Source organism: Pseudomonas sp. UBA5706, from assembly GCF_002419965.1.
Lineage (GTDB): Bacteria > Pseudomonadota > Gammaproteobacteria > Pseudomonadales > Pseudomonadaceae > Aquipseudomonas.
Genome location: NZ_DIHC01000046.1, coordinates 34,758 through 51,949 on the forward strand (window position 1 = coordinate 34,758; position 17,192 = coordinate 51,949).

Sequence of the window (17,192 nt, forward strand, 5' to 3'; positions counted from 1 at the left end):
GCAGGCGTCAAACCACAAAGATTTCACGCGAGTCGTGGTTGACTGGTGTGATCAGCTCAGGCGCGAAGAAGTGCGTCTTACGATCTTGATCGAATGGGTGAACGTAGTCTTTCGGCCACCATGGGTATCCAGCTTGCGCCCGGCGGTGTCGATAGTGATGTTCCAGAAGCCAGTGCTGGGCACTGCAATTTTTGCCGGAAACCGGTCGAATGCGCCGCCGTGGTAGGTATGGCGACCGCCATTTTTGAAGCTGCGGAAATTCGCGTCGCTCATCAGGCGTATGTTGCAGAGCTGGGAGCACTCGATGACGACGACGTCGTCTTCGTTGAGGTGCTCGCGCTGGTGTACGAATTTCATGGGTGTCTCCGAAGACAGGCATTCTCGAAAACCTGAAACGATAGCACGGCAAGTACCTGGGTTGATGACCGTTGATATTTTTATTACCGCGCGCGCGGCGAAAAAATCCGACCACCAGGGATTTAATCAGCACCTGGTGTGTCGTAGAGCCTTTATTGGAGGGATTGTATGAAACTGGCTGTTGTAGTTTTGGCTCTGGCGATGACGGGTTGCGCCAGCGTGACTGACATCGAGCACACCCCCGCCACCATGAGTGTGATGTCAGGAAAGAACCCGCAGGAATACGCCGAGTGCTTCGTTGCCAGAATCAGTGACAGTCGCAAGCCACCGCAGATCGAGCCGCATAAGGAAGGCCTGAGGGTCATCGTTCCGCAGAAGTTTTCCAGCGGCATGCCAACGGCCATCGTCGATATCGAAAAACGCTCAGGGGGCAGCTCGATCAAGCTGTTTGAAGACGGTGGTAACAACCCCCTGCGGCCCAAGGACATTCAGCACGCCGTTAATGCCTGCATTTCGGGCTGATGGGGCCGGTTCAAAGAACCTTGAAGAATGCGTGCGCTTACTTGCACATGACCAGCACGTTGCGAGTCTTGAAGTTGCCGACATCGACGCCTAGGGTCTTGTCATCTTCCTTGGGTTGCGGCGTGCCGTTGGTGCTGACGATGTTATAGCCGGTGCCAGGGCAGGAGGCGTCGGCTTTCTCGTAGCATGCCGCCCACGACATGGCTTCGCCTGAGCAGTCGATGCTCAACGCTTGCTTGCCGTTTTTCAGGTAGGTGTTTTGCGCGGTCGCGCAGCCGGTCAGGCCCAGTACTACAATGATGGACAGAATCTTGATCATTTCGAATGCTTCACGATGAGGGCCGAGGTTGAATAATCAGCCTCCTTGAGACTGACCTTCGGTGCCATCGTTCCGGCATCATCAAAACATTTTTTGGTCAATCGTGCTCAGGCTTGAACGGTTCAGGCCTCGCGTTGGCGGGCCCGAACAATGGGGCATCGCTCAGGCTTTCTTGTCAGCGCGGCGGCGCGGAGCAGGGGTGTCTTGAAACACGGCAGCGACCTCGATGGCGCTGCTCTCACTGTCGAACGGACCCGCGACCGCTTCTTCATCGTGGCCGACCAGCCACCATTGGCCATCGTTCAGCTTCTTTATCTGGTAACCGTTTACGCTTTTGACTTCCGACATCGATCCGTCTCGATAAGTGATTCAGGCGCGCATAATAAGGCCGATTGGCATTATTTTCCTACGTAAACCAGCAGGCAGCGGCTACGCTTGCTTCAGTCATTGCGAGGTGGATGCACGGGGCAGACGCCCTTTTGCGGCAGTGCTGCAGACATTTTGCCAGGCGGCTGATGGAAGGTTTGCCTGCACACCGATCGCTGCCCATGGCGATTAGGCGTCGTTGCATCGGATCGCGCACTGCTACTTGCGCATGCATGCGCAGAACTTGCCGTAAGACGGGTGGAACTATCTGCGCGTCTGCTCATCTACCAACACATCGAATCGGCCAGTGGCGGGGCATTGTAAGGTGATCGCCTCCTGATTAGACTGCGCCGCAACACCCCCAGCCCCATCAAGGACTCATATGATCAAGAAATGCTTGTTCCCTGCAGCCGGTTACGGCACTCGCTTCTTGCCAGCGACCAAAGCCATGCCCAAAGAGATGCTGGCAGTTGTCAACAAGCCGCTGATCCAGTACGGCGTGGAAGAAGCACTTGAAGCCGGGTTGAAGGAAATCTCCATCGTGACCGGGCGCGGCAAGCGCGCGCTGGAAGACCACTTCGACATCAGCTATGAGCTGGAACACCAGATCAAGGGCACTGACAAAGAGAAATACCTGGTCGGCATCCGTCGCCTGATCGACGAGTGCAGCTTCTCTTACACCCGTCAGACCGAGATGAAGGGCTTGGGTCACGCGATTCTTAGCGGTCGTCCTTTGATCGGCAATGAAGCATTTGCTGTAGTGCTCGCCGATGACTTGTGTGTAAACCTGGAAGGCGATGGTGTCCTGGCGCAAATGGTCAAGCTGCATAAGCACTATGGCTGCTCCATCGTTGCGATTCAGGAAGTACCTGAGAGTGAAACCAACAAATACGGCGTGATCGCAGGGGAAGAAATCAAGCCTGGCCTGTTCCGCGTGACCGACATGGTTGAAAAGCCAAAGCCGGAAGACGCACCGTCGAACCTGGCGATCATTGGCCGTTACATTCTGACCCCGGACATCTTCGAGAAAATCGAACAGACCGAGCCAGGCAAAGGCGGCGAAATCCAGATCACCGACGCCCTGATGAAGCAAGCAGCCGAAGGTAACGTCCTGGCCTACAAGTTCCAGGGACAGCGTTTCGACTGTGGCGGCGCCGAAGGCTACGTCGAGGCGACCAACTTCTGCTTCGAGCACTTCTACAAAACCGGTAAATCTACGCAATGATGCCTGTGTACCGGTAATTCGCCGGTCACTGTATTGCAGCACAAAGCCACCTTCGGGTGGCTTTGTCGTTTCTGTCCTGGAGCCCTTGCCCGAGGCGCTGAAGCGGTTATGCTAGCCCCCTTGCCCAGGAGAAAAACATGACTTACGACTTCGACCTTTTCGTCATCGGCGCCGGTTCCGGCGGCGTCCGTGCCGCGCGATTTTCTGCCGGTTTCGGCGCGCGCGTGGCGGTCGCCGAGAGCCGCTATCTGGGCGGGACATGCGTCAACGTCGGCTGCGTGCCGAAAAAACTCATGGTATACGGGGCGCATTTTTCCGAAGACTTCGAACAGGCCAAAGGGTACGGCTGGAACAGGGGCGAGCCCAGCTTCGACTGGCCGACCTTGATCGCCAACAAGAACCGCGAGATCAGCCGCCTCAACGGCGTCTACCGCAATCTGCTGGCCAACAGCGGTGTGACCTTGATGGAAGGTCACGCCCGCCTGCGGGGTCCCCATGAAGTTGAAATCAACGGCCAAGTGCACACTGCCGAACACATCATGATCGCCACCGGTGGCTGGCCACAGATACCGGATATCCCGGGTCGCGAACACGCCATCACCTCCAACGAGGTATTTTTCCTCGAGCAAATGCCCAAGCGTGTGGTGATCGTCGGTGGCGGGTACATCGCCGTCGAATTCGCCTCGATCTTCGATGGCCTGGGCGCGGACGTCACCTTGATGTATCGCGGTGAGCTGTTCCTTCGAGGTTTCGATCATGGAGTGCGTGAACACCTGCATGAAGAGCTGCACAAGCGCGGCATGAACATTCGCTTCAAGACCGAAATCGCCAGCATTGAAAAGTGCGCCGACGGCACCCTCGACCTGAGGCTCAACGATGGCAGCACATTCAATACCGACCTGGTGTTCTACGCCACCGGGCGTCGCCCGATGCTGGATGACCTGGGACTGGAGACAGTCAACGTCGCGCTGGATGAGAAGGGCTTTATCAAGGTCGACGAGCATTACCAGTCCAGCGAACCCTCGATCATCGCGGTGGGCGATGTGATCGGTCGAGTGCAGCTGACGCCGGTGGCGCTGGCCGAAGGCATGGCGGTGGCGCGACGTTTGTTCAAACCGGAGCAATATCGTGCGGTGGACTACAATCACATTCCTACCGCCGTATTCAGCTTGCCGAACATCGGCACCGTGGGATTGACCGAGGAGCAGGCGCAGAAGGCGGGGCACGACGTACAGATTTTCGAAAGCCGCTTCCGGCCGATGAAGCTGTCGCTGACCGACAATCAGGAGCGCACGTTGATGAAACTGGTGGTCGATGCCAGGACCGATCGCGTACTGGGCTGTCACATGGTGGGCCCGGATGCCGGTGAGATCATCCAGAGCCTGGCTATTGCGGTAAAGGCCGGAGCGACCAAGCAGACGTTTGATGACACCATCGGTGTGCACCCCACGGCGGCAGAAGAGTTCGTCACCATGCGTACCGCAGCGCGTTGAGGTAAAGATCCTGGGCTCATGGATGAGTGTCGGGCCTGCAATCGTTATAAGGATGGAACCGCTTTTGACCAGCAAGAGTTTTCCGGCCGCCATGCCCCTGAATCCCACTGCACCTGAAGATCGGGAAGCTAACGACCAGGGGGCCTCCAGCGCCGACGCCCTGCATGAAAGCGAACGTCAGTTCCGCACCCTGGCCGACAACATGAGCCAGTTGGCCTGGATCGCCGATCCTGCCGGAACGATCTATTGGTACAACGCTCGCTGGTACAGCTACACCGGCACGTCCCACGAAGCGATGATGGCGCTGGGCTGGCGCTCTCTGCACCATCCCGATCATCTGGAGCGCGTGGATTCACGCATGAGGCGCTGCTTCGCCACCGGTTCGATCTGGGAAGACACCTTCCCGCTGCGTGGCAAGGACGGACTTTATCGCTGGTTCCTCTGCCGCGCGCTGCCCATTCGTGACGAGCAGGGGAGCATTACCTACTGGTTGGGCACCAGCACCGACATTACCGCGCAGGTCAGCGCTGAAGATGCCTTGCGCGAGCTGAATGAAAGTCTCGAGCGGCGGGTGGCCGAGCGCACCCGTGAATTGGCCGAGATTAACCAACGTCTGCAGGTGGAAATCAGCGAACGGGCTCAGGCTGAGGATGCACTGCGTCACGCGCAGAAAATGGATGCAATCGGCCAGTTGACCGGCGGCATCGCCCACGACTTCAACAATATGCTGACCGGCGTCCTCGGCGCGCTGGACCTGATCCAGAGGCGAGTGGCGGCTGGGCGGGTTTCGGAGATCGATCGCTACATCGAAGCGGCGATGAGTTCGGCCAATCGGGCGGCGTCGCTGACGCACCGCCTGCTGGCTTTTGCTCGACGGCAGTCGCTGGACCCGCGGCCGGTGGACGTCAACCAGATGGTGATGTCCATGGAGGAACTGGTGCGTCGCACCATCGGCGAAAGCATCGAGCTGGAAATCGATCTGAACAAGGCGCTGCGCCTGACCAGTACCGATGAGCACCAACTGGAAAACGCGTTACTGAATCTGGTAATAAACGCGCGGGACGCCATGCCCGACGGTGGGCGGCTGCTGATTCAGACCGACGTCGTTCACGTCGCGGCGCAGCATGAGGTGCTGTCGCCTGGCGATTACGTGCGGCTCAGCGTGCAGGACACCGGCAGCGGAATGTCGGCCGAAGTGATCGCCAGGGCATTCGACCCCTTCTTTACCACCAAGCCGATCGGGCAGGGCACAGGGCTGGGGCTGTCGATGGTGTACGGCTTTATCAATCAGACAGGCGGGCACGTGCAGATCGACAGTGCCCAGGGTCGGGGCACACGCATCGATCTTTATTTGCCATGCCACATCGAATCCACCCGGCAGCAGCAGCCGACCCGCGCCGATGACGCGGCCCCCAGGGCTGCGCAGGGCGAGCGCGTGCTGGTCGTTGAGGATGAGCCCGATGTGCGGATGCTGGTTGTCGATGTGCTGCGCGAGTTGGGTTACATGGTGGAGGTGGCGGCCGATGGCGCTGCTGCCTTGCCATTGCTGCAAGACGCCGGCCGCATCGATCTGCTGGTCACTGACGTTGGGCTGCCGGGGATGAATGGCCGGCAGTTGGCCGAGATCGCCCGCCTGCAACGCCCGCAACTGCGTGTATTGTTCATGACCGGTTATGCCCGTAATGCTGAGGTTCGAGGTGATTTTCTGGAGAAGGGCATGGACATGTTGACCAAGCCATTCAGCGTCGATGACCTGGCCCAGCGGGTTCGTCGGCTGATCGAAGCGCCTTAGGGTAGGGACCTTTCGCAACTCACCTTGTGTCAGCGGCAGGTTGTCCCGCCCGCAGGTTTTCCAGCGCTACCTCGGTCTTGATCAGAATCAGCTCCAGTACGCGATTCTGCTGGTCGCGTTCGGTCAGGCGCTCCTGCAACCTGTCGTTTTCGCTCTGGGCGTTCTGCAAACGCTCCTGCAACAGCGCGCATTGCGTATGGGCTTGCAGATGCTCATTCTTGAGCGCCTGGATCTGCCGTTCCTTGTCCTGTAGCCGTGTGGCCATGTCTTCAGCGACCTGGGCCAGGCGGACGGTATCCTTCTGCTCCGTCTGCAAGGCGTGCTGGGTGCTGAGTAGAGTGGCGGTTTGCGTGCCCAGGCTGGTCGTCTGCCTGGCATGGCGTTCGACGAGGTCGGCAAGTCGGCGCTCAACGCTGGCCAGGGTGGACTGCAGCGTTTGCTTTTCGGCATCGAGCCGGGCTTGGCCTTCGTCGATACTCTCCTGCGCCTGCGCTTTCAATCGCGCTGCCAGCCGCGCTACCAGATCACTGATTTCGGCGTCGATCTGCGGCCCGGTAACGTCACCTTCGTTTGCGTCCAACTCGCGCATCAGACGGTGAATGGTGCTCTTGGAACCCGTGTTACCCATTTGGATACGTATCGCATCGATACTGGGATTCTCCCCCTTGGCCAGCAGTGCCAGGCGCGCAGCCTGGACGTCAGACCTGTTTATGCCACTACGTGCCATGCCGACTCCTGAATCATGTCCTCGTTACGTATCATGGATTACGTACTGCCAAAACGCCTATGGTGCGGGATTTTTCAGCCGATGTCTGCTACGGGTTGAACATCAAGGGACGATGTGAGTACGCTATCGGGCGGACCTGATGGGACGGGTCTAGAGGCCCTGTCTTGCACGGCGTCAGGGCGTTACTGAATTCTGCTATCTATAGAGTTCCCGTATAGCGAAAACCAATCACCGGCATCAGCTTTGCCAATGAGCCGCTGCCGGCGATTGTGCGTAAGATCCTTCCTATCGATTTCACACCGCATTTTCTACACCTGTTGTTCGCAACCGTTTTTCACAAACCCTAAGGAGATCCAACCGATGCCTATCATTAACAGCCAGGTAAAACCGTTCAAGGCGACCGCTTTCAAAAACGGTTCTTTCGTTGAAGTTTCCGATGCTGACCTCAAAGGCAAATGGTCTGTGGTGTTCTTCTACCCAGCCGACTTCACCTTCGTCTGCCCAACCGAACTCGAAGACCTGGCCGACAACTACGACGCCTTCCAGAAGCTGGGCGTTGAAATCTACTCCGTATCGACCGATACACACTTTGCCCACGCTGCCTGGCACAACACTTCGCCAGCCATCGGCAAAATCCAGTACACCATGATCGGCGACCCTACCCTGACCATCTCCCGTAACTTCGACGTACTGATCGAAGAAGCTGGCCTGGCTGACCGCGGTACGTTCGTGATCAATCCGGAAGGCGAAATCAAAATCGTCGAGCTGAACGACGGTGGTGTTGGCCGTGATGCGACCGAACTGCTGCGCAAGATCAAGGCTGCTCAGTACGTTGCTGCTCATCCGGGCGAAGTCTGCCCAGCCAAGTGGAAAGAAGGCGAAGCCACACTGGCGCCATCTTTGGACCTGGTCGGCAAGATCTAAGTCCTTATGAGAGGACCGGGGGCGTACAGCCCGTAAGACAGCAAGCCGCATCGCCCCCAAAAAACGCCCGGGCGGTTATCGCCCGGGCGTTGTTTTTTCAGACCCTGAAAATGAAGAAAGGAATGCCCTCATGTTGGACGCCAATCTTAAAGCCCAATTGAAATCGTATCTGGAGCGGATCACTCGCCCGATCGAGATCGTCGCGTCCCTCGATGACGGCGCGAAATCCCAGGAAATGCTGGCGCTGCTTAACGACATCGTCAGCAGCTCCAATCAGATTACCCTCGACACCAACGGCTCCGACGCACGCACGCCATCTTTCGCCCTGAACAGCCCGGGCCAGGACATCAAGCTGCGTTTCGCCGGTCTGCCGATGGGTCACGAATTCACCTCGCTGGTACTGGCGCTGCTGCAAGTCGGCGGCTACCCGTCCAAAGCCACTGAGGAAACTATCGAGCAGGCGCGTTCCCTGACCGGTACGTTCAAATTCGAAACCTATTTCTCCCTGACCTGCCAGAATTGCCCTGATGTGGTCCAGGCGTTGAACCTGCTGGCCGTGCTGAACCCCAGCGTGCAGCACGTTGCTATCGAAGGCGGCCTGTTCCAGCAGGAAGTCACCGACCGTCAGATCATGTCGGTGCCTAGCATCTACCTCAATGGCGAACTGTTCGCCCAGGGCCGCATGAACCTGGAGGAAATCCTGGCGAAGATCGACACCAGCGCCGGCGATCGCCAGGCAGAGAAACTCAACGCCAAGGAGGCGTTCGATGTGCTGGTGGTCGGCGGCGGCCCTGCAGGCTCTGCTGCCGCGATCTATGCCGCACGCAAGGGCATCCGTACGGGTGTCGCGGCGGAGCGCTTCGGCGGTCAGGTGCTGGATACCATGGCTATTGAAAACTTCATTTCGGTACAACACACCGAAGGCCCGAAACTGGCCGTGGCCCTTGAAGAGCACGTTAAGGAATACGAAGTCGACATCATGAACCTGCAACGGGGCGACCAGTTGATACCTGGCAAGGATGGCGCCCTGCATCAGGTCAGGTTCGCCAGCGGCGGCGTGTTGAAGTCCAAAACCGTGATTCTGGCGACAGGTGCCCGCTGGCGCGAAATGAACGTGCCGGGCGAGCAGCAGTACCGCAACAAGGGCGTGGCGTACTGCCCGCACTGCGACGGCCCGCTGTTCAAAGGCAAGCGCGTTGCTGTGATCGGTGGCGGTAACTCGGGTGTGGAAGCGGCGATCGACCTGGCCGGCATCGTGTCTCACGTGACCTTGCTGGAATTCGACAGCTCGCTGCGCGCGGACGCGGTTCTGCAGCGTAAGCTGCACAGTCTGCCCAACGTGACGGTGCTGACCAGTGCCCTGACCAGTGAAGTGACCGGCGACGGCCAGAAGGTCAACGGCCTGCGCTACAAGAACCGTATCACTGGCGAAGAGATCAACGTCGAGCTCGAAGGGATATTTGTGCAGATCGGGTTGTTGCCGAACACCGAATGGTTAAAAGGCACCATTGAGCTGTCCCCACGCGGCGAGATCGTTGTCGACAACCGTGGCGAAACCTCGATTCCTGGCATTTTCGCGGCCGGAGACGTCACCACGGTGCCGTACAAGCAGATCGTGATTGCAGTGGGCGAGGGTGCCAAGGCATCCCTGAGTGCTTTCGATCATCTGATCCGCACCAGCGCCCCGGCTTGAAACCTGGCTGAGAATGGGTAAAAACAAAAAACCTCATGAGCAATCATGAGGTTTTTTTTATATTCGCCATGGCGTAGCGGTCTGCCTTGGCGCAAGTGGCGTTCTCGAAAACGCCACTGCCGACAAGCCGCGCGGATACAAACGGTTGATCAGCTCAAACCGGGGTCGGCTGAATGATCTCGACCCAGTAGCCGTCCGGGTCCTTGATGAAGGCCAGGCTCTTCATGCGGCCGTCGGTCAGGCGCTTCTGAAAGTCCACGCCCAGCGCTTCAAACCGTGCGCATGCGACCTGTATATCCGGTACCGACACACAGATGTGACCAAAGCCGCGAGGGTCGGCGTTACCATTGTGGTAGGCCAATGCCGGGTCTTTCTCGGTGCCGTGGTTGTGGGTCAGCTCGAGGATACCGGGAATGCCCTTCATCCATACCGTGCGTGCGGCATCATCGGCCGGAATCTGCGCCTTATCGACCAGCGCCAGGAAGTACAGGCTGAATTCGGCTTCAGGGAAATCGCGCTTTTCCACCAGGCTGAAACCGAGCACGCGGGTGTAGAAATCCAGCGAGGCGGTGATGTCCTTGACGCGCAGCATGGTGTGGTTGAACACGAATTGGGCAGTAGCGGCCTCTGGCTGGGCAGTGACGCCAGGAAAAGTGTTCAGTTCGTGCAGACTCATGGTGACTCCGGGTCATTCTATAAATGTTGCACCATGATACGGGACACGGCGCCCGAGCCAAACCCGAAAGTGCATGACTTGCCTCGCAGCGCTTGTGAGCGTGGGCTGGGTGGCTCAGACTTTGTGGCTCGACGTTCAGGTACCGCAAATGCGTTTCTCATTACGTACATCATCGCTTGTAGGTGCTTGCCTGGCCTTCGGCGTCAGTCACACACAGGCAGCAGACACGGTGATCGTCTGGCCCAGTGACTGGGAGGTCCAGACACTGCCGCAATCAGAGCCGTCACCCGAGGCGCGGCGTCCTTCAGTGCAAACACGTCAGCGCGCCGTCAAAAACGATGACAGGGGAGACCCGGTCATGGTGGTGGAGCTGACTCAAACGCGCTTGCAGCCTGGTCACGAAGTCAACGTTCAAGGCGTGCTGCTGGAAATGCGCAAGGCAGTGCAGATCAATTTTGTCCACAGCGGTTATCAGAGCGTGTGTACGAAGATGAAAGAGAGCACGCTGGGCGAGGTTGCCGCCATGGAAACCACCTGCACCGTCACTCAGAACGGCACCCACGTGCTAACTCAGACGCTGGTAGCAGCTGCGAACAAGGAGATGGCTTGGTCGCTGTCCTATGCGGGCTCGGCCGATGGATATGCCGCCAACAGGGATGAAGTGGTGCGTATCAGGGATAGCCTGCGTCTGAACGTGACACCGTGAGGACTGACCGACCAGTTGTACAGTCCGCGCCGGGCATAAAGAAGCCCGCCGAAGCGGGCATGGGGTGCTAATCCTTTAGCAGCCTCCATCCTGTAGAAGTGAGTGTGAAAAAAATGTGAAGAACTTCTTTAATGCACGCAGCGACGAAAAATTTCACCAGTTGTTCGTCGGCGCAATCCCCGGCATCCTTAGTTCTCGCCGCACTATGGATCGGACTAATAACACCCACTCATTACTGCTTTCGTATGGAACCCGAGATCGCCGCCTGTATGTAGTTGTACAATCGGAAGACGGATATCGCGGCTCAGAGTGATTTCGAACTTGGCGCTTTGGCTGTTGAGCCGGGCGTGTCTAAAGCACTTTCTGCCATCCGCGTTGCACGGATAATGACTGCACTTATCAGGCTTATAAAAAAGCCCCTGCATCAGGGGCTTTTTTATAAGACGCTGATAGTGTCCGGCGAGTGGTCAGCCGCGCAGCCAAGAGTCCACGGTCTCGGCACCGTATTGCTCTTTCCACGATTTCAGGCCGCGATGGTTGCCGCCTTTGGTCTCGATCAACTCGCCGGTGTGCGGGTTGTGGTAGACCTTGACCACCCGCGCACGCCGACGTTTCGGGCCGGCGGGCGCTGCAGTGGTGTTCGACGGGTTAGGGTCGAGGATGGCGATGACATCACGCAGACTCTTGTCGTAGGTGCTCATCAGGGCCTGGAGCTTCTGTTCGAATTCGATCTCCTTTTTCAGTCCGGCATCATTCTTCAGATTTTCCAGCTGGGCCAGCTGTTCCTGAAGGGCTTTTTCTGCTGCACGAAATTCGGCAAGTCTGGACAAATATAGTACTCCGGCGGTGAATGGCTGTTGTCAGCCCAACGCAAGCAACAAAGACGCAAATAAAGGGCCCTGTGCTCATTCTGTCACTACCCCTTAGCGCTTGACATCGCCGTTGGCCAGCAAACTAACGCTGTGCTGTCAGCTTCATGTCGATAGCGGGGTAGTTATCATTCGCTACGGGCAAATAATGCACGTTTTTTGCGGGGGGGAAAATAGGGCAGGCGCATTTGTTAAATGAAACTTGCCTGCTAGATAACCGGCGCCGACAAAAAATTACCTTATCGGAGGACGAGTCTTTGTAAGTAATTTCTCGAACTAGGCGGGTGATGGAAACTATTGCTCTGCGCTGGCGATGCTGTTTAGGACGGCTATTGCCCTTGTTGCAAAGCCGGGTCATCAGGGTTCAATTGCTCAAGCTCGGCCAGCAAAACCTGCACTTTTTGCAGTTGTCCGGCTTGCTTCCAATAACTGATCAGCAGGATGCGGGCGCTGCGATTGGCGGGCTGTCGTTGCAGGATATCTTCCAGTTGGCGCTGCGCGGGTTCAATCTGCTGGAGGTCGTGCAACGCGACGGCCAGATCATAACGATAAGCAATATTTTCCGGCTCCAGCTCCACGGCCTTCGCCAGGGCCAGTAACGCGTACTCATTTTGCTGGTGACGCAGCAGCCACATGCCCAGCGCGTGTTGCAGCAATGAAGACTGCGGATGTTTGTCCTGTAACTGAGCGAGCTGTTGACGCGAACGATCGGTCTGCCCCTGCTGGTCTAGCAGTTGGACCTGAGCGACTCCAGCCTGAATGTTGTCGGGTTCCAGTTTCAAGGCCAGCTCCAGTGCATCGGCCGCCTTGCGGTTGTCGCCGCCATTGACGAACAGTTTTGCCAGCTGTAATTGGCTTTGACCACTGGGGGGCTGCGAGGCCAGGGTGCTTTCGTATTGCGCAGCGGCGTCCTGAAGCGCCCCGTAGTACAACCCGACGTCGTCGGGCGACAAGCCCAGTAATGCGCGTACAGCGCTAAAGCGCACGCCTTGATCGGGATCATCGAGCAGGGGGCCGATCAACAGGCTGCGTTGCGCTTGCGGGACGATAGCGACGACAGTGTCGATCGCCGCTTGTTGTACCAGGGGAGCAGGGCGCTTGAGGTCGCCGTCGAGGATCTTCAGCGCCTGGGCACTGGGGTAGTTGGTCAGTTCGGCCAGTAATCCGGCGCGGCGAATGTCGGAAAGGTCGGTGCGGGTGAATTGCTGATAGAGCACTCGCGCAGCACCTGGCTTGCCGTTGTGGGCCTGCTCCAAGGCTTCGGCGTAACTGTGGTTGACGGCTGGCGTGGCGGGCGGCGCATGCCAGCCCCTGACCAGCAGCCCCAGTGCGATCAACGCCAGCACCACGATGGCTGCGATCGCAACCTTCCAGCGGCGGCGAGCCTTCAGTTGCGCTGTGGGGTGCTGTGGAGACGCGTTAGACATACCCATTTCCATTGTTGCGTAGCCAGCAGCTTCGGGGAGTGATGGTCGAGTGTCAAACGGCTTGAGTGCACCGGAATGAAATTCTTGTCATCATTTTTGTGTTTTTTGCCGGATCGATGCCGTGCTGCGATGGAGGGGGCGACGAGGTGGCAGCTCGCGCAATATTAAAGCCGTCAGGCTGACTGTGTAGCCCAAGGCAACGGTCTGAATACGCAGCCGGTCGCCGAATAAAAAAAGCCCCGTCCTGTGGACGGGGCTTTGGGTATGACACGGTACGGCTTAGAACACCACACCCTGGCTACGCAGGTAGTCGTCATAAGTACCGCTGAAGTCGGTAACGCCGTTAGCACTCAGCTCGATGATACGAGTGGCCAGGGACGATACAAACTCGCGATCGTGACTGACAAAAATCAGCGTTCCTGGATAGTTCTCCAGCGCCAGGTTGAGCGCTTCGATCGATTCCATATCCAGGTGGTTCGTCGGTTCATCCATCACCAGCACGTTGGGCTTCTGCAGGATCAGCTTGCCAAACAGCATGCGGCCTTGTTCACCACCGGAAATGACCTTGACCGACTTGAGAATTTCGTCGTTGGAGAACAGCATGCGGCCCAGCGTGCCACGGATGATCTGCTCACCCTGAGTCCACTGTCCCATCCAGTCGAACAGGCTGACATCGTCTTCGAAGTCGTGGGCGTGGTCTTGCGCGTAGTAGCCCAGTTCCGCACTTTCAGTCCACTTCACAGATCCGGCGTCAGGCGTCAATTCGCCCATCAGCGTGCGCAGCAAGGTGGTCTTGCCGATACCGTTCGGGCCGATGATCGCCACGCGCTCCCCGGCTTCGACGGTGAAGCTGAAGTTCTTGAACAGCGTCTTGCCATCGAAGGCTTTGGACATCTGCTCGATGGTCACGGCCTGGCGGTGCAGCTTTTTGGTCTGCTCGAAACGGATGAACGGACTGACGCGACTCGATGGCTTGACTTCGGCCAACTGGATCTTGTCGATCTGCTTGGCGCGGGAAGTGGCCTGCTTGGCTTTCGACGCGTTGGCCGAGAAGCGGCTGACGAAGGTCTGGAGCTCGGCGATCTGTGCCTTCTTCTTGGCGTTATCCGACAACAACTGCTCACGGGACTGGGTCGCCGCGGTCATGTACTCATCGTAGTTGCCCGGGAACAGGCGCAGCTCGCCGTAGTCCAGGTCGGCCATGTGAGTGCAGACGCTATTGAGGAAGTGCCGGTCGTGGGAAATGATGATCATGGTGCTGTTACGCGCCGTGAGAATAGTTTCCAGCCAGCGAATGGTATTGATATCCAGGTGGTTGGTCGGCTCGTCGAGCAACAGCACTTCCGGATCGGAAAACAGCGCCTGCGCCAGCAACACACGCAATTTCCAGCCCGGCGCAACTTCGGTCATCGGTCCGAAGTGCTGTTCCAGCGGAATGCCCAGACCCAGCAGCAACTCGCCAGCGCGGGATTCTGCGGTGTAGCCGTCCATCTCGGCGAACTCGGTTTCCAGTTCGGCAACGGCCATGCCGTCGTCTTCGCTCATTTCCGGCAGCGAATAGATGCGGTCGCGCTCGGCCTTGACCTTCCACAGCTCTTCGTGACCCATGATCACCGTGTCGATGACGCTGAATTGCTCATAAGCGAACTGATCCTGGCGCAGCTTGCCCAGGCGCACGTTCGGCTCGAGCATGACCTGACCGCCGGACGGTTCGAGGTCACCGCCCAGAATCTTCATGAAGGTGGATTTGCCACAGCCGTTGGCGCCGATGAGGCCGTAGCGATTGCCGTTGTTGAATTTGACCGAGACGTTCTCGAACAGCGGCTTGGCGCCAAACTGCATCGTGATGTTAGCTGTGGAAATCAAGTGCTTTACCTATCAATTACTTAGCTGTTGCTAGAAAGCTCTGATACCGATTTGATACCAATTTTGAGTTTTTCTAGTTCGCTCCAGTCGGAGCTTGAGTTGATCCAGCAGGCATACGTCGACAACAGCATCTGCACGCTATGGCCGAGCTGCTGAGAAATGAATGCGGGGTTCATGCCAGACATTTTGCATATTGTCGCATAGGTATGACGACAGTTGTATGGTGGGCGATAGCGAACACCAGCGGCTCAAGGGTCGGCCCCCACTGTTTATGCATGTCCAATGTCTGTCTGATGTGATCGCTACCTTCCGAAGGAGGAAAAACGTAGGGAAGGGCATCGAGTGTTCCCTGGCCTGCCAACCGACTCTTGTGGTAGGCCTTAGCAAACTCCAGCGCATGCAGAGCCCGTTCGTTGAGCAAAACGACACGATCGGTCTTGGTTTTGGTGCGTTCCTTGATTTTGAATCGCCCCTGGTTTCCTAGACACTCTCCAAGCTCAGGAAATAGCGTTTTTCATACTCTACTGGAGACAGCTGCATGGCACTGCTGTGTCGGCGTTTGGGGATATAGAATATTTCGATGTAATCGAAAATATCGCTTCGGACTTCTTCACGCGTTGTGTAGATATTTCGTCGGATCGCTCCTGCTTCAAAAGCAGGAAAAAGCTTTCGGCTACGGCACTGTTATGGCAGTTTCCCCGCCGGCTCATGCTGCTGATTACAGTGTTGGCCTTCAAGAAGCTTGGCCAGTCTTAAACCCAGCGCGCTGCAGAAAAGCTCAGCGCGCAGCATTCGCTGTGCCGGAAAGACCGGGGTCAGCATTCGCAGTGGAATGTTCAATCCAGAGGAGGCCAAGTACGCCAACGGTGCGCTGGTAGAGCTGCCATCCCACCAACGACGTCAGGGGTGTAAATCCCCCGGCAACACGGCTTCGAGTCACCCTCAGCGCTTCTTCGTGAGTGGTCTGGCGCGGCAGGGGCTCTTAGGCTGTCACTCGTCGAAATCCCGATCTGTGAGATTGACCGCAAGTGAGTCACGGAGTTAACTGTACATACATACAGTTAACTCCAAAAAAGGCGCGTATCATGAGTCTCACCATTCTTGGCCCTTTGCTGCCGGGCGGCCAAAAACTGCCGTTTTATTCCTTGCGCAAAGCAGCAGGGCCTTGCTCTCTTTCGGACGATCACATCCAAAAGCATGTTTCGCTGGGTGAGCTTTTCAACATCGACACGCCTCATGTCTACCTGATCAGGGTCGGGGACGACAGCATGCAGGGAGCAGGCATTTTTTGTGGCGACCTGGTGATCGTTGACCGCAGCCTGTATGCCGAGCATGACGATATCGTAGTCGCCTCGCTCAATGACGAATCGGTGTGCAAGCGTCTGCACATGCGTGGGCCAGATGTCATTCTGAAATCGGAGAACCCCAAGTTTCCGCCACGCCGTGTGCTGGACAGTGATGACCTGATGATCTGGGGGGTAGTCAAGCACAGTGTCCGCGCTCATGCGCAGGCCTGACCTGTTCGCCTTTCTTCATAGCCTCACCGTTCAGCCGAAGTCCCGCCCTGCCCAAAGGAGGAGGGCAGCAGCACGCCGTGGATCATCTTGGTGTGCAGCCCGACCGTCGCGGCCAGCGACGGGTTATGGCCGGGGCTGTGCCAGCTGCTGATTTCGTTGAGCATCGCCAGCATGCACGGCACCATCGTGCTGACCGGCACGCGGACGAAGCGCTCCTGCTCGATGCCTGCTTGCAGGATCGCAGCGAGTCGGCTGGCGATCTGGTCTCGCAGCGCCTGGATGTGACGCTGTTGATCGGCCGTCAGGCAACGAAATTCAAGACGCGCCAGCAGCCAGCGTTGCCGGTGTTCGGAGGTGAAGGTGACATGGTTTCGGATGAACGCACTCAGGGCCTTGAGTGGATCACTCACCACCAGGCGCTTGCCCGGCAGTGCCAGCAGCAACGCGTTTTCGTAGTGCTCGATTAACTCGAACAGCAGCGCATCCTTGCTCTCGATGTGGTTGTACAGCGAGCCGGCTTGCATGCCGACAGCCGCCGCCAGTTGACGGAGGCTCACCGAATGAAAACCCTGGTCGACGAACAGCTGCAGGGCGGTGGCGCGGATCTGTTCATGGGGTGAAGGTGGCGCATCGGTTTGCACGACGTCGAGCGCTGCGAGAGCCTGCATGGGTTCACCTCGAATAGAGAGCCGGAAATGGTCGCGCCAGGCAGC

15 protein-coding genes and 5 pseudogenes are annotated in these 17,192 nt (G+C 57.7%); 9 read left to right on the forward strand and 11 right to left on the reverse strand.

The features are described from left to right. Positions 1 to 51: 51 nt before the first annotated feature. Positions 52 to 357 carry a DUF1883 domain-containing protein gene (locus B3I26_RS23360; RefSeq protein WP_296261183.1) on the reverse strand — a complete coding sequence of 102 codons (306 nt, stop codon included), beginning with the start codon at positions 355 to 357 and terminating at the stop codon, positions 52 to 54. Positions 358 to 525: 168 nt separating this feature from the next. Here B3I26_RS23360 and B3I26_RS23365 point away from each other — a divergent pair, with 168 nt between their 5' ends. Next, positions 526 to 879: a hypothetical protein gene (locus B3I26_RS23365; RefSeq protein WP_296261185.1), complete on the forward strand. Its 354-nt coding sequence runs from the start codon at positions 526 to 528 to the stop codon at positions 877 to 879. 37 nt (positions 880 to 916) lie between these two features. Here the strand turns inward: B3I26_RS23365 and B3I26_RS23370 are convergent, their stop codons facing one another. After that, the gene (locus tag B3I26_RS23370; RefSeq protein WP_296261187.1) at positions 917 to 1,198 is read right to left on the reverse strand and encodes a hypothetical protein; all 282 of its coding nucleotides are present in this window, start codon (positions 1,196 to 1,198) and stop codon (positions 917 to 919) included. Between the two features lie 162 nt (positions 1,199 to 1,360). After that, a complete protein-coding gene (locus B3I26_RS23375) occupies positions 1,361 to 1,546 on the reverse strand; it encodes a hypothetical protein (RefSeq protein ID WP_296261189.1) in 186 nt (61 codons plus the stop codon). A 400-nt stretch (positions 1,547 to 1,946) separates the two neighbouring features. On the opposite strand from B3I26_RS23375, the gene galU reads away from it, so the two are divergent. From galU to B3I26_RS23390, 3 genes and pseudogenes are all read left to right on the forward strand, one after another. Next, a complete protein-coding gene (gene galU, locus B3I26_RS23380) occupies positions 1,947 to 2,789 on the forward strand; it encodes a UTP--glucose-1-phosphate uridylyltransferase GalU (protein WP_296261190.1) in 843 nt (280 codons plus the stop codon). 137 nt (positions 2,790 to 2,926) lie between these two features. Then, complete coding sequence (gene gorA / locus B3I26_RS23385) at positions 2,927 to 4,282, forward strand: glutathione-disulfide reductase (protein ID WP_296261191.1); 1,356 nt, start codon at positions 2,927 to 2,929, stop codon at positions 4,280 to 4,282. 133 nt (positions 4,283 to 4,415) lie between these two features. Then, positions 4,416 to 6,074: pseudogene (locus tag B3I26_RS23390) on the forward strand (ATP-binding protein); the annotation flags it as partial. Positions 6,075 to 6,093: 19 nt separating this feature from the next. Here B3I26_RS23390 and B3I26_RS23395 read toward each other — a convergent pair. Continuing rightward, a complete protein-coding gene (locus B3I26_RS23395) occupies positions 6,094 to 6,801 on the reverse strand; it encodes a DNA-binding protein (RefSeq protein WP_296261192.1) in 708 nt (235 codons plus the stop codon). Positions 6,802 to 7,161: 360 nt separating this feature from the next. Between B3I26_RS23395 and ahpC the strand changes: the two genes are divergently transcribed. Both ahpC and ahpF read left to right on the forward strand, forming a co-directional pair. Next, positions 7,162 to 7,725 (forward strand): alkyl hydroperoxide reductase subunit C, encoded by a 564-nt coding sequence (gene ahpC / locus B3I26_RS23400; RefSeq protein ID WP_296261193.1) that lies wholly within the window; start codon positions 7,162 to 7,164, stop codon positions 7,723 to 7,725. Positions 7,726 to 7,855: 130 nt separating this feature from the next. Then, entirely contained in the window at positions 7,856 to 9,418 is a 1,563-nt protein-coding gene (gene ahpF, locus B3I26_RS23405; RefSeq protein WP_296261194.1) for an alkyl hydroperoxide reductase subunit F, read from the forward strand. Between the two features lie 154 nt (positions 9,419 to 9,572). Here ahpF and gloA read toward each other — a convergent pair whose 3' ends face one another. Then, entirely contained in the window at positions 9,573 to 10,094 is a 522-nt protein-coding gene (gene gloA / locus B3I26_RS23410; RefSeq protein WP_296261196.1) for a lactoylglutathione lyase, read from the reverse strand. Positions 10,095 to 10,217: 123 nt separating this feature from the next. Here gloA and B3I26_RS23415 point away from each other — a divergent pair. Beyond that, positions 10,218 to 10,800 (forward strand): annotated as a pseudogene (locus tag B3I26_RS23415) (DUF4946 domain-containing protein). 467 nt (positions 10,801 to 11,267) lie between these two features. Here the strand turns inward: B3I26_RS23415 and B3I26_RS23420 are convergent. The 5 genes and pseudogenes from B3I26_RS23420 to B3I26_RS23440 form a co-directional block, all read right to left on the reverse strand. Beyond that, positions 11,268 to 11,630: a histone-like nucleoid-structuring protein, MvaT/MvaU family gene (locus tag B3I26_RS23420; protein WP_296261199.1), complete on the reverse strand. Its 363-nt coding sequence runs from the start codon at positions 11,628 to 11,630 to the stop codon at positions 11,268 to 11,270. A gap of 368 nt (positions 11,631 to 11,998) precedes the next feature. Continuing rightward, entirely contained in the window at positions 11,999 to 13,096 is a 1,098-nt protein-coding gene (locus B3I26_RS23425; protein ID WP_296261200.1) for a tetratricopeptide repeat protein, read from the reverse strand. A gap of 279 nt (positions 13,097 to 13,375) precedes the next feature. Further along, positions 13,376 to 14,962, reverse strand: coding sequence for an ABC-F family ATPase (locus B3I26_RS23430; protein ID WP_296261201.1), 1,587 nt, complete (start codon positions 14,960 to 14,962; stop codon positions 13,376 to 13,378). A gap of 20 nt (positions 14,963 to 14,982) precedes the next feature. After that, positions 14,983 to 15,425: pseudogene (locus B3I26_RS23435) on the reverse strand (site-specific integrase); the annotation flags it as partial. A gap of 17 nt (positions 15,426 to 15,442) precedes the next feature. Next, positions 15,443 to 15,714, reverse strand: a pseudogene (locus B3I26_RS23440) (IS3 family transposase); the annotation flags it as partial. 4 nt (positions 15,715 to 15,718) lie between these two features. On the opposite strand from B3I26_RS23440, the pseudogene B3I26_RS23445 reads away from it, so the two are divergent. After that, a pseudogene (locus B3I26_RS23445) lies at positions 15,719 to 15,888 on the forward strand (DNA polymerase V subunit UmuC); the annotation flags it as partial. 159 nt (positions 15,889 to 16,047) lie between these two features. After that, a complete protein-coding gene (locus tag B3I26_RS23450) occupies positions 16,048 to 16,479 on the forward strand; it encodes a LexA family protein (RefSeq protein ID WP_296261202.1) in 432 nt (143 codons plus the stop codon). Positions 16,480 to 16,502: 23 nt separating this feature from the next. Here the strand turns inward: B3I26_RS23450 and B3I26_RS23455 are convergent, their stop codons facing one another. Next, positions 16,503 to 17,147 carry a TetR/AcrR family transcriptional regulator gene (locus tag B3I26_RS23455; RefSeq protein WP_296261203.1) on the reverse strand — a complete coding sequence of 215 codons (645 nt, stop codon included), beginning with the start codon at positions 17,145 to 17,147 and terminating at the stop codon, positions 16,503 to 16,505. Positions 17,148 to 17,192 lie beyond the last annotated feature (45 nt).